Source organism: Calothrix rhizosoleniae SC01 (assembly GCF_900185595.1).
GTDB classification, from domain to species: Bacteria; Cyanobacteriota; Cyanobacteriia; order Cyanobacteriales; family Nostocaceae; genus Calothrix_A; species Calothrix_A rhizosoleniae.
Genome location: NZ_FYBH01000013.1, coordinates 1 through 12,503, shown reverse-complemented (window position 1 = coordinate 12,503; position 12,503 = coordinate 1). Strand labels below are relative to the sequence as shown.

9 protein-coding genes and 1 pseudogene are annotated in these 12,503 nt (G+C 40.5%); 6 read left to right on the top strand and 4 right to left on the bottom strand.

The genetic code is table 11. The features are described from left to right. Together CALSC_RS27195 and CALSC_RS00500 are read left to right on the top strand one after the other, a co-directional pair. Positions 1 to 93, top strand: a pseudogene (locus tag CALSC_RS27195) (aspartyl/asparaginyl beta-hydroxylase domain-containing protein); the annotation flags it as partial. 124 nt (positions 94 to 217) lie between these two features. Further along, entirely contained in the window at positions 218 to 661 is a 444-nt protein-coding gene (locus CALSC_RS00500; RefSeq protein ID WP_088239484.1) for a hypothetical protein, read from the top strand. A gap of 296 nt (positions 662 to 957) precedes the next feature. Here CALSC_RS00500 and gyrA read toward each other — a convergent pair whose 3' ends face one another. Continuing rightward, a complete protein-coding gene (gene gyrA, locus CALSC_RS00495; protein WP_088239483.1) occupies positions 958 to 3,489 on the bottom strand; it encodes a DNA gyrase subunit A in 2,532 nt (843 codons plus the stop codon). A 201-nt stretch (positions 3,490 to 3,690) separates the two neighbouring features. Between gyrA and CALSC_RS00490 the strand changes: the two genes are divergently transcribed. Further along, positions 3,691 to 4,098 carry a response regulator gene (locus CALSC_RS00490; RefSeq protein ID WP_088239482.1) on the top strand — a complete coding sequence of 136 codons (408 nt, stop codon included), beginning with the start codon at positions 3,691 to 3,693 and terminating at the stop codon, positions 4,096 to 4,098. 179 nt (positions 4,099 to 4,277) lie between these two features. On the opposite strand, the gene CALSC_RS00485 is transcribed toward CALSC_RS00490, so the two are convergent. Further along, complete coding sequence (locus CALSC_RS00485) at positions 4,278 to 5,147, bottom strand: tetratricopeptide repeat protein (RefSeq protein WP_088239481.1); 870 nt, start codon at positions 5,145 to 5,147, stop codon at positions 4,278 to 4,280. Between the two features lie 288 nt (positions 5,148 to 5,435). On the opposite strand from CALSC_RS00485, the gene CALSC_RS00480 reads away from it, so the two are divergent. The 3 genes from CALSC_RS00480 to CALSC_RS00470 all read left to right on the top strand — a co-directional run bounded on the left by CALSC_RS00480 (position 5,436) and on the right by CALSC_RS00470 (position 10,889). Then, positions 5,436 to 6,890: an efflux RND transporter periplasmic adaptor subunit gene (locus CALSC_RS00480; protein ID WP_088239480.1), complete on the top strand. Its 1,455-nt coding sequence runs from the start codon at positions 5,436 to 5,438 to the stop codon at positions 6,888 to 6,890. 14 nt (positions 6,891 to 6,904) lie between these two features. Further along, on the top strand, positions 6,905 to 8,122 hold the full coding sequence (locus tag CALSC_RS00475) for an ABC transporter permease (protein ID WP_088239479.1): 1,218 nt from the start codon (positions 6,905 to 6,907) through the stop codon (positions 8,120 to 8,122). Positions 8,123 to 8,708: 586 nt separating this feature from the next. Continuing rightward, a complete protein-coding gene (locus tag CALSC_RS00470) occupies positions 8,709 to 10,889 on the top strand; it encodes a tetratricopeptide repeat protein (protein ID WP_088239478.1) in 2,181 nt (726 codons plus the stop codon). A gap of 112 nt (positions 10,890 to 11,001) precedes the next feature. Here the strand turns inward: CALSC_RS00470 and xseB are convergent, their stop codons facing one another. Both xseB and xseA read right to left on the bottom strand, forming a co-directional pair. Next, positions 11,002 to 11,235 carry an exodeoxyribonuclease VII small subunit gene (xseB, locus tag CALSC_RS00465; RefSeq protein WP_088239477.1) on the bottom strand — a complete coding sequence of 78 codons (234 nt, stop codon included), beginning with the start codon at positions 11,233 to 11,235 and terminating at the stop codon, positions 11,002 to 11,004. Positions 11,236 to 11,255: 20 nt separating this feature from the next. Continuing rightward, positions 11,256 to 12,476: an exodeoxyribonuclease VII large subunit gene (gene xseA / locus CALSC_RS00460; protein WP_088239476.1), complete on the bottom strand. Its 1,221-nt coding sequence runs from the start codon at positions 12,474 to 12,476 to the stop codon at positions 11,256 to 11,258. Positions 12,477 to 12,503: the final 27 nt, after the last annotated feature.

Sequence of the window (12,503 nt, the reverse complement as noted above, 5' to 3'; positions counted from 1 at the left end):
ATATTCCCTTATAGTTTAGGTGTATTTGGTCAAAGCAATAAAGCCAAAATTGAAGATTTTATTAAGTATGATTTAGCTCATCGGTTAGAGTAGGATAAATCTTTGGACGGTTGACTAAAGAAATGTCTTCAAAAAAGGTAAAATTCAAAAATTGATATTTGGGTCAAGATAGTGGTTGCTAGTGTTATTTATTGAATCCCACCGTTAATTGCAATTTATGGTAACCATCATTAAAAGACTTCCTTGGATTTCCCTAACCCTACTACTTCTGACCTACACTCATTTAGGATGGGTGACTTATCAAGCAGGTTATTCCTTGGTTACATGGTTATTGTTAGTGTTAGCCATATTATTGCTGACAGGAAGCTTTACTACACCTTGGTCTAAAATATCAAATTTTTTTCGTTTCTTATTGCAATCAAACCTGAGATATTTTGGTTTTACCCTATTAGGAGCTTTACTTTTATTCTTTATCCTGGCAAAATTCCGACTATTTCTGGATATCTTAGTGATGATTGCCGCAACAATGTTAGCAAGATTAGATTTTCAAGGAGCTGGCCTAAATGAAAAGTTAGCTTTTGGGATTATATTTATCTTCTCATTAATCGGTTTAGGCTTGGGAGTTATTATGCACTTATTGGTATTAAAATATATGGCATGAACCCATGTTTATTTAGGGCTTGCTGTTCGCGGAGCGTGCCGTTAGGCATAAAAGTCATGATTGTGGGGATAGGGAGCAGGAGGCAGGGAGCAGGGAGCAGGGAGCAGGGAGCAGGAGAGTAGGAGAGTAGATAAATCAAAGGTGTGGGAGGAAAATAACGAAAAGGGTGTGGACATTGCTGAAGCCTGAAACCTATGAACAGTCAACTTATTACTCCTTCGGAGAATACGTCAACGCCATTTGCTTTATGCCGGGAAACCTCTCCACCGCAATGGCTTACCGTCCACCGCAATGGCTCACTTATTACTTGCGCGTAGCGCTATACCTAAATCTGTCACTGAAATAATTTTTTCATCACGAGACAAGGTAATCAGATTTTCTCCGGTGCTGCTTCTATTTGCCGAGGGAATTTGACTAATACCAAGACGTTCCACTCGGTCTTTATTAGTCACAATCGCCACTTCCCCATCTAATTTGCCTGATAAAATGGCTGCTAAGTTATCAGTTTTGTTGACAAATTTCAGAGCTTGAGTGCCTAAATCCCCACGATGAGCAAATTTAATCTCCTTGCTTGTCAGACGTTTTGCATATCCTTCTTGGGTAAATAACAATATATGCCGATCTTGTCCTAGGGTTGTACAGCCAACCATCTGTTGGTGTTTTAACAGTCGCAGACCCTGTAACCCCATAGCTGTACGCCCCATAGCTGGTAATTCTGCTTCACTAATAGGAAAGCGCAATAATCTACCACTGGAACTACCTATAATTAACTGTTCGTTGGCATTGACAAACTGAATAAATGATAATTCATCGTCATTTTTCAACTTGATGATGGTGATACCACGACGACTCATTTGAGCTAGTTCATTCACAGGAAGGCGTTTAATCCTCCCCCGTTTTGTCAGCAAAACTAAATCCTGCTCTGCTAATTTCTCTGGCAGTAAAAAGTGACTGACAACAGTTTCTGTAGCTAATTGAGCAGTACTACTTAGAAGAGTAATCAGTGGCTTGCCTCTGGCTGCACGTCCTTTAGAAAGAGGAATATCTGCAACTTTCACAGGATATATTTTACCTGTATTAGTTAATATCAATACATCTTGCGCGGTATCAGTCAGGTCAGTTTGCACAATAAAATCATGATCGGGTATGTTATTATCCGCTTTCGATTTTTTACTAGCAGGCTGGAAACGACGTACATATCCCCGGTGGGTAAATTCTAAAACAGTTGGTTGGGGAGGTTCTTCCCAGCTCAAATTAGAGGATGGTTGATTGGCTGCATCTTTGTTAACTGGACTTTTTTGCTGTGCTAGTCCTTTAATTTGCAGGGGTTCCTCTCCAATATGAGTGCGCCGTGGATCGCCATATTTACGTTTAAGCGATCGCAAGTCTTTTTTCAATGCTTTTAATAATTCGTGGCGATTATCCAGTAAATTATGTAATTCTGCTATTTTTTGGTTGAGTTCGGTAAATTCTTGTTGTAAATTTTGTTGTTCTAAACTGGTTAGCCGTCGTAATGGCATTGAGAGGATGGCATCAGCTTGTAACTCTGTAAAATTGAGGTGACTTTGTAAATTTTGCTTAGCAGTACCTCCATCAGGGGCTTGGCGGAGAATTGTAATCACATCATCCAAGTTAGCTAATGCTGTCAATAAACCTGCGACTAAATGGGAGCGACTTTCAGCTTTTTCTAATTCATAGCTATAGCGACGGTTGAGTGTCTGTTCTCGAAAGTGTAAAAATTCCTGTAACAGTTGCCGTAAACTGAGTTGGCGAGGTTGTCCATCAACCAATGCCAGGAGAATAGCACCAAAGTTAGTTTGTAATGCTGTTTGGCGATACAAACTCTGTAAAACCTCTTCCGGTTGGGAATCTCGTTTCAATTCTATTACAACTCGCATTCCCTCGCGATCGCTCTCATCCCGGATATCAGAAATTCCCTGGAGACGATTTTGATTCACCAAATCGGCAACTTTCTCAATCCAACCGGCTTTATTTACCTGGTAAGGTAATTCTGTAACTATAATTGCTGTGCGTTTTTTACTACCTCTACTACGGGCAATTTCCTCTAACTGAGTCACTCCTCGCATAACAATGCTACCTTTGCCAGTAGTATATGCTTCTTGGATACCCGTACGACCAACAATTTGCCCTCCCGTAGGGAAATCGGGGCCCGGAATTAGCTCCAATAACTTTTGATCCGATAAATCTGGGCGATCAATTAAAGCAATCAATCCATCCACCACTTCCCCCAAATTGTGGGGAGGGATGTTAGTTGCCATACCCACAGCAATCCCAGCACAACCATTAAGTAATAAAAATGGCAGTTGGGCAGGTAAAACAGTCGGTTCTTGTTGAGAATTATCAAAATTGCCAATAAACTCTACTGTTTCTTCCCCAATTTCCCTCAGCATTCCTTCATTACCAATGGATGCTAATCGGGTTTCCGTATAACGCATTGCTGCGGGGGGATCATTATCTACACTACCAAAATTCCCATGTCCTGCCAACAAAGGATAACGACTAGAAAAATCTTGTACTAATCTCACCAAAGCATCATAAACTGCTTGGTCACCGTGGGGGTGGTATTTACCTAGGACATCTCCCACCACACGAGCGCATTTACGATAGGGACGATCTGGTGTCAGCCCTAACTCATGCATTGCATATAAAATTCGGCGGTGAACTGGCTTGAGACCATCACGTACATCTGGTAATGCCCTTCCCACAATTACACTCATGGCATATTCTAAGTAAGACCTTTGCATCTCAGTATGCAGAGCCGTGGTAATGACCTGTCCCTTAGAGAGAAGGTTTAACTGTTTTGCCATGAGTTTTTACCTAATTTTTAACTACACAAAAGTCACTGTGACTGAACACTTCAGCAAACACAGCATAACGGATGAAATGCCGTTCCTTACAAAATCTTGATGGTCAGATACCAAAAATCAGTAGTATTATCCTTGATGTTCAAGATACTTTTAGAGTAAAAGCGAGTAACAATTTCCATTACCCTTATCAGTAAAATTTCCATGAAAACAGTTTTAATTGTTGAAGATGATTTAATTAACGCTCGTGTTTTTTCCAAGATTTTAACCAAACGAGGGGGTTTAAATGTGAAGCACACAGAGAATGTGGATGAGGTAATGAAAATTGCCCAAGCCAAAGAAGCAGACATTATTTTAATGGATGTTTCTCTATCACGTAGTGTTTACCAAGGTAAATCTGTGGATGGGATCAAAATTACCCAAATGCTAAAGTCAGATCCCAACACAGCCGATTTGCCCATTATCCTCGTAACTGCACACGCGATGGAAGGCGATCGAGAAAATTTCCTCAAACAAAGTGGTGCTGATGGTTACATTTCCAAACCGATTGTAGACCATCAATATTTTGTCGAACAAATCATTTCCCTACTCCCTCAACAAACCAACCAGTAATTTCAACTTTTGTTACCCAATAATTAGTTTTGATTGGTCTAACTACTAACAATATATATGTACTATTAAATGTAACTTTAAGCAAGGGATTGTATATAAATAACCGGGGGCGTTCGCGTTTGCCCACCGGTTGAAAAAATTGGGGATCTTGATTTTATGGCGATGGCGGGAATGTGGATTTAGTTAGAACCTAAGGTTTTATTCCGTCTTTGCACAGTATTCTGGATGCGAGGTAATCCCAGGAACATTTTAGTATCACCAAGTAGGCGTTCTCCCCAGAGATTTTCTTTGAGAAACTCTAGATTTGAGTAACGAATATCAATCCCCAGAGCATTTTCTCCCATTGCCACTGCTTTCTGACGTTCTCCTTTTTTATAAAAAGCTACAGCTAAAGCGAGCAAAGGCTCTGCGGCATTTTTTTCAATGGCAACAGATGACAGCCACTTCTCGATAGCACCGTTAATATTGCCTTTTTCGTACAAAATTAAACCAATATTGTTAATTGCAGGCCAAAATTTTTCATCTTGGGATACAGCTTTGTTATATTGGGCGATCGCATCTGAAAATTTACCCAGCATGTAGTAACCATTGCCCAAGTCAAACAGTCCCTCGGCATCATTAGGTTTCACCTTTAACCCAGCTTTGTAGTATTCCACAGCAGCTGGGTATTTTTTTTGTTGAAAGTGAGCTGAGCCCAAAGCGAATAGTACATCTGCATTTTGGGGGTTGAGAGACTGAGCTTTTTGAAAGGAAGAAATTGCCGTCTGGAAATCTTTTTTTTGCAGAAATAAGCCACCTAAGAGAAACCAGACTTTATCGTTTTTTGGGGCTAATTGACTTGCTAGCCTCGCTCGTGGTAGAGCTAGCTCAAATTGTTGAAATTGTGCAAGTTGAGCAGCTTCTTGGGCTAAACTCAATCCTTGCCGCTCTAATTTTTGCTGATCAAGTTGCAATGTATGGGGTATGAGTGCTTGAGCTAAAGCTGGCTTTGCCATACTCCCCAAACTACAAACCGCCATAATAAAGATCAAACGAATGATTTTAGGCACACTACCGCCTCTTAAGCACTAATAAAGAATATTCATTTTACAGATAGCTGAAACTATCCCCCCTATCAAGGGTAAAACGAAATGTTACAGTCATTTTTCCTAGTGTATCAACTTTAAACCGGAACAGATGGAATCAGTTCACCCGTCCAGGTGAAGTAAGAGTCTACTGATTGTAGCTAAGATTAAGAAAGGTGAAGTTAATCTTAAAAGTTAGAGCAATAAGTGTGGGGTCGAAATTTTCCGTTAGTTAGGTTTCTCCAGGAAGAAGTGAAGAAATAGAGGTCAAAAATGGTTGTCAGGCACATAGAGCTACCTGTAATTGGCAAAGTTAAGCATCCAAGGCTGTGGCTAATGGGGTTAATAGGGGTGATCACAGCAGGGACAATTGGCATAGTTGTAGTCTCTCAGGTATTAGTCAAGTCTCAAATTAGTGAAGAAAAAATTAGGGAGCTAACCATTCCTGTGGTAGCCAAAAACATCACTTTACGAATTCCTGCCAGTGGTAAAATTGTACCAATTGAAAGTGTGAATATTAGTCCCAAAAATCCTGGCATCCTCGAAAGTTTAATGGTGGAACAGGGTGATAGGGTAAAAAAGAATCAAGTCATTGCCCGGATGGATAGTGCAGATATTCAAGCACGTATTGCTCAGGCAAAGGCAAATATTGCTCAATCCAAGGCCCAATTAGACCAAGCGATTGCAGGTAGTCGTTCCCAAGAAATTGACCAGGCAAAAGCCCGCTTAGCACAAGTACAAGCCCAGTTGACAGCATTAAAGGCTGGTAATCGTCCCCAGGAAATTGCCCAAGCACAAGCACAGGTAGATGCAGCAGCAGCAAAGGTAATGTTAACTAGTGAACAAGTCAAGCGTTATCAGTATTTATACCAACAAGGTGCAGAAAAGAAACAATTATTGGAGCAAAACATTAGTGAAGATCGGACAGCTCAAGCCAATCTCAGGGAAGCTCAAAAACGCTTAGCTTTGCTCAAAAGTGGTAGCCGGATAGAAGATATAGAACAGCAAAAAGCAGCTGTTATGGAAGCCAAAGCAGCCCTAGAACTGCTAGAAAGTGGTTCTCGTCCAGAGGAGATTGCTCAACGCCGAGCCTCATTAGCTTCTGCCACTGCCCAACTACAAACTGAATTGGTAAACCTAGAAGATACGGTGATCCGTGCTCCTTTTAGTGGGGTAATTACACAGAAGTACACCAATGTTGGTGCATTTGTTACTCCTACTACCTCCGCTTCTGCCAGTGCATCGGCAACTTCCAGTTCTATTGTTGCCTTGGCATCGGGGGTAGAAGTACTAGCACAGGTTCCAGAGGCTGATATCGGTAGAATTAAGCCAAAACAGGTAGTAGAGATTGTCTCTGATGCTTATCCGGGAGAAATATTTAAAGGTCGTGTCCGCTTGATTGCCCCAGAAGCAGTTAAGGAAGAGGGGGTAACTTTATTTCAAATTAAAGTGCGGATTAATACGGGCAAACAGAAACTAATTTCTGGTTTGAATGTAGATTTAACATTCTTGGGTGAGCAAATAGAAAATGCTTTCATGGTGCCCACAGTAGCAATTGTTACAGAAAAAGGCAATACAGGTGTACTGATTCCTGATACCAAAAATCAACCCCTATTTCGTCCCATTACCATTGGTTCTCAAGTTAAAGACAAAACCCAGATTTTAGAAGGGGTTAAACCAGGCGATCGCATTTTTCTTGATCCCCCCAGAAACTACAAGCGCAAGTAAGGGAGAGGAAAATCATGAATCTAGTTGAAAGCCTACAAATGGCAAGTAAAACTCTGGTCTCGAATAAGTTGCGTAGTACCTTGACTATGCTGGGGATTATCATTGGTAACGCTTCCGTAATTGCTATGATTGGTGTAGGGGAAGGGGGACAAAAGTTTGTCGCCAAGCAACTGCAATCCTTGGGAACCAATGTTCTGTTTGTCTTACCGGGAAATCGAGAAACCCAGCGTGTGATTCGAGATACCCCAAAAACTTTAGTTTTGGCAGATGTCAGGGCACTTGCCACCCAAGTACCAACGTTGGCTGCGGTTACAGGGGAGTTAAATACTAGACAGCTAGTGACGTATCAGAACCAGAACACTAATATCAATATTGTTGCCACTACCTCTACTTTTCCAAGAGTCAGGGATTTTGATACAGCCAAAGGTCGCTTCTTTTCTGAAATCGATCTCAAACGTAACAACCAAGTTACCGTTTTAGGTGCTGACTTGGCAGAAAGGCTGTTTGGAAATCGCAATCCTGTGGGCAAACAGTTAAGAATCAAAAATTTTAGTTTCCAGATTATTGGGGTTTTAGAACAGAAAGGTTCAACTGTAGGAATTAATTACGACGAAGTCGCACTAGTACCAATTACAACCGCAGCTAACAAAATTGTCGGTAGAACTTCTCCCTATGGAATTGAGTTAACTTACCTAAGTGCTGCGGCTAAAAATGAAGAGAGTGTGGATGCTGCAATATTTCAAATAACAAACTTACTGCGGTTGCGCCATAAAATCACTGGGGAAGATGATTTTACTATCCGCACCCAAAAAGATGCATTACAAATCGTCGGACAAATTACTGGTGCTTTGACATTTATGTTAGCGGCGATTGCAGCTATTTCCCTGATTGTAGGGGGTATTGGCATTATGAATATTATGCTAGTATCCGTCACCGAGCGTACCCAAGAAATTGGCTTACGCAAAGCAATTGGTGCTACTCAACAAGATATACTCCTCCAGTTCATCATTGAAGCCGTAATTCTCTCCGGTGCAGGAGGTTTAATTGGCACAGCCTTGGGAGTAGGAGGAATATTACTAGTAGCCAGCTTAACCCCCCTAGAAGCAGGTATTTCCGCATCTGCCATTGCCATTGCTGTCAGTGTATCCGGAGGTATAGGTTTATTCTTTGGTGTTTTCCCAGCTCGCCGTGCCGCCCAATTAGACCCAATTGTCGCATTAAGAAGTGCTTAATTTGACAAAAATAGCGCTACGCACATAAGTAATAAGTAGGGTCTGCTGAATAACTGAAAAATATTGATTTATCAATGCTTTGAGGCTATTTTATTGGGGACTAAGTGCAAGGAAATTAGGATTTTAAATCTAAAATCCTTGCATCTGTTATTTTTGATGGCAAAAAGAATAGAAATAAAGAGGCTGGAACTACTCCCTACTCCCTACCCTCACCAAAAGACTTTTATGCCTAACGGCATGCTCCGCGAACAGCAAGCCCTAAGTAATAAGTTTACTGCTCATAGGTTTGAGCCTTCGACAATGTCCGCGCCTTAATTGCGTAGTGCTATATAATCGAAGACCTATCATTTGATACTAGAAATGATTGTATTTATCCTGAACAGATTAACTCTGGGAGGAAAACGTAATTATATACATAATTTATAGACTCACTGACCGAGAATATTCTGAAAATGCTTAGACTGTCTTCATAGTTATTTTGGAAATGGATAATTTTTTAATTGTATTTAAAATCGTATTCTATTTGACGGTATCCATTAACAACAAGTGTCCATGATGTAAATTTAGTTTTGGCTATTGAGCCGCCATTAATGTGAATGATACAACCTATACTGGCAACTCTATTTGGAATAAACAAGTATATCATCGTCTCAAGCTTGCCTTAAGTCTTAGTTTGCGGCGACAAATTTTTATCGGGGTGTGTGATGATCTCAGCTTGAGGAATCAAGTCGCGGCTCATTTGCATTCAACTTTAGCATATCCAGTAGGACAGGTATTACATCAGTCAGTTGATGAAAAGCAAGAATCTAGTACCCCTGCTTATCCTCGTATTGTTACCCTACGTTTAAATTTAACTGACCCCAACCCCATTCTTCAGATAGATCGGTGGTTAAACAAATATCCATCACCAATTGTCGGAGGTAATCCTGATAGCCCTGGTAAACCACTACCCATACCATCTTTTCAAATTGTAGGTGTTGAACAGTTAACTCGACAATCAGTAGCTGTGCAACGCATGTTTTTAAGGTCTTTATGTTTGACAGAGCAGTATTTGTCTAAAGATGACTTTAGTCGCTGTTTTGAATCGAGTTTACTATTATGGGTTCCTCGTCCTTGGTTATATGTAATTAAGAATTCAGCACCACAATTTTGGAAGTACCGTAGTGGTATATTTGTCTTTGCTGGAGAACCTACACCTCTAAATCAAGCTGAAGATGCATCAGCACCTGTTGCCAATTTTCCCAGTCTTGACTCTCAGAATTTAAAGCAATCCCTACTTCCAGAATCTCCGATTCAATCACAGTCAAACCTACCACAAAAATCATCTGTTACCCGAGGAGATAAACCTCAAGATGAAGTTCCATTTACTCCAATAGTCGAATCAGTCAAATTAGAATTACCTCAACAGCAATCTCAGGATGAAAATATCCCTACTTCCCCAACTACATCACTTAATTTGTCTCACATTAATCAAGAGTTAAGTGAATTAGTTCTGAGCACCATTAATACCCTCAATTCTCAAGCAACTGAAGAAGAAAAACAAGCACAGCAAATTTTGCAGGAAATTGAGGCATTACATGCTCAAAACGCATCTCCAGAAGAGTTAGCAGCAGCATATCAAAGTTTAGGTAATTTATATCGGTTGCAAATTGAACAAGGATATAACACCCTAGAAAATTTGATGGTGGCAATTATGGCCTACCAAGAAGCGATTACCTATAATGATAGCTCACCTCAGATCCCAGATATTTTGAATGACTTGGGTACACTTTATTGGATGTTACACCGTATGCCTCCCAACTCTGAGTCGGGGACATCATACATTGAGCATGGGATTGAATTTTATCATTTAGCACTGAAAATGATTTCTCCAGATACCCATAGTGATACCTATGCCAGAATTCAAAATAATTTGGGAACTGCCTATGGGGATCTAGCCAGATTTTCCCACCCCGCAGAAAATTGGCAAAAAGCAATATTCGCTTATAATCAAACACTTCTTTATCGTACGGAGTCAGTTGACCCCAGTAAATATGCATCTTGCCAAAATAACCTGGGAACGGCTTATTGGCATTTAGCACAGTATGAGCAACCAGTTACCTATTTACAAGATGCGATCGCGTCTTATAACCTTGCTCTTAAACACTACAATGCTGAATCAGAACCTCTTAAATATGGGATGATCGAAAATAATATCGGTACTGCTTACTGGAATTTAGCTCAATATGAAAATCCGAAAGAGAATTTACAACTAGCTATTGGTGCTTACCAGGAAGCTTTAAAGTATCGAACTCCAGCAAATTTACCTGTCGGTTGTGCGACTACCCAAAATAACCTAGGTACTGCCTATTGGCATCTAGCTAATGTAGATGAAACGACTAAGGAAAACAAAGGAAATCTACTGTTGAAGTCGATTGCAGCATATGATGAGGCTCTGGCTTTAGGTCATTCCTTGAGTATTGCTAATTTAAGCTTTGACCTATTTGCCACCCATAATAATCTGGGACTTGCCCATTATCAATTGGCAACGGAAAAATTGATTGCTAGTGACAAAGAGACTATTTCCCAGCATCTAGAAATTGCCTTAGCCAATCACTTACAAGCCTTAAATGGATTTCGCGAACACCCAGAAACTTATAAATCGACATTGGCTTATGTGACTAAAACTGTTCGTGCTTTCCATGAGCTATTAGGGATACAAGGGCAAAATTTAGCTTTATCTAAAATTCCAGGTCAAATTTTATCAGAGATTATGCCCAATCTATAAAAATTCTCAAATATATCAAGCTAATTTTTGCTCCAAAAGCTGATACATCAATTTTTATAATGATCCAATAAACCCTACTTATTACTTATTATTTATTACTTATTACTTAATATCAATCGTCTTGTAAAGTTTCAATTAATAAATCTACCTGCTGTTGTCGTGACTGCAAAAAATTCTCACATTCTTGTAAATACTCAACTGCTTGAGAGAATTGCTCAAATACCTGTTCTAAATCCAAATCTCCTGCCTCAATGCGATCAATAATTCCCTCTACTTCCGCTACCCTTTGTTCGTAACTCCAAGCAGAGGTTTCATCACTCTTAGGTTGTTTCTTGATTCTAGCCATATACCATTTTTGATTTTAGATTAGTCTACGTCATTCTTTTGGACTTCCATTACCTGCATCCTGGCGGCTCCCGCACCTAAATGCACCAATACCTCATCTCCGACTTTTAACTCAGCAGCACTACGAGCGATCACTCCATTTTCTTGTCTTACCACCGCATAACCACGCTTTAAAACTGCCTTGGGATCTAAAGTTACCAATTTTTGCTGTAACATATTTATATGCTGGGTTACCTGCTGCAACTTTCCTGTCATAGCCTGTATTAATCGTTGAGATTGCCAATCCCTTGCCTTGATTTCCTGGTCTAATAGTCGATCTAAGCGCAAACGCCGTAACCTATTTTCTAATCCATTGAGTTGATTTATCCCAGATTCCAACTCCCTATGTACAACTTGTTGCAAAATAGCAATTCGTTGGCGATGGTGATTGTATAAATCCGCAAGTATGGGCACAACTAGCTCTGCCGCCGCCGTGGGAGTATGCACAGCCACATCTGCGACTAAATCTACCAATGATTCATCCCGTTGATGACCAATACCAGTAATTACCGGAATAGAACAATTGGCAACGGTTCTAATCACCCGCTCATCATTAAAACAACCTAGTTCTTCCACTGCGCCACCACCCCGAGATAATATTAGCACCTCTGCCCGTCCATCCTTTTCTACCCTTTGAATTGCTCTGGCAATGGAATCAGGTGCTTGTTCTCCTTGGACTGTGGCAGGGGAAAATAGTATATGTAAAGCAGGGTATCTAGATTTGAGAGTTTTTTGCATATCTCCCCAAGCTGCAGCAGTAGGAGAGGTGACAATTGCAATGGTTTGGGGGTGATGGGGAAGAAGTTTTTTCCTTTCTGGAGCAAATAGCCCTTCTTCTTGTAGACGATTTCTCAATTGTTGGTAGCGTAAAGCTTGTAATCCTGCTCCAGCAGGTAAAACTTGCCATACAGTCAGTTGATATTCTCCTCTTTGGAGATATAAACGAATGCTACCTAACACCGTAAACTGTTCGCCTACAGTGGGGAATTGTACCAGTTTCCCTAATTGGTTGTTCCAAGCTACACATTTAATGGCGACTCCAACTTCTGGATCTTGTAAGGTGAAAAATACCCCACTGCGATGGTGATTGCTGCTAGATACTTCACCAGTTACCCAAACTTGGCGTAATTGTGGATCTTTTTCTAATAAAGTTTGGATGTATTCTGTGAGCTCAGCAACTGAAAGTGCTATGTTGGAAGTCATTTCAGTTATCAGTTTCTTTCATCACTG

Bases quoted from the DNA above. Each gene is read 5' to 3' on its own strand.
- gyrA (WP_088239483.1), bottom strand. From the start codon at position 3,489: ATGGCAAAACAGTTAAACCTTCTCTCTAAGGGACAGGTCATTACCACG.
- CALSC_RS00480 (WP_088239480.1), top strand. From the start codon at position 5,436: ATGGTTGTCAGGCACATAGAGCTACCTGTAATTGGCAAAGTTAAGCAT.
- xseA (WP_088239476.1), bottom strand. From the start codon at position 12,476: ATGACTTCCAACATAGCACTTTCAGTTGCTGAGCTCACAGAATACATC.
- CALSC_RS00490 (WP_088239482.1), top strand. From the start codon at position 3,691: ATGAAAACAGTTTTAATTGTTGAAGATGATTTAATTAACGCTCGTGTT.
- CALSC_RS00500 (WP_088239484.1), top strand. From the start codon at position 218: ATGGTAACCATCATTAAAAGACTTCCTTGGATTTCCCTAACCCTACTA.
- xseB (WP_088239477.1), bottom strand. From the start codon at position 11,235: ATGGCTAGAATCAAGAAACAACCTAAGAGTGATGAAACCTCTGCTTGG.
- CALSC_RS00475 (WP_088239479.1), top strand. From the start codon at position 6,905: ATGAATCTAGTTGAAAGCCTACAAATGGCAAGTAAAACTCTGGTCTCG.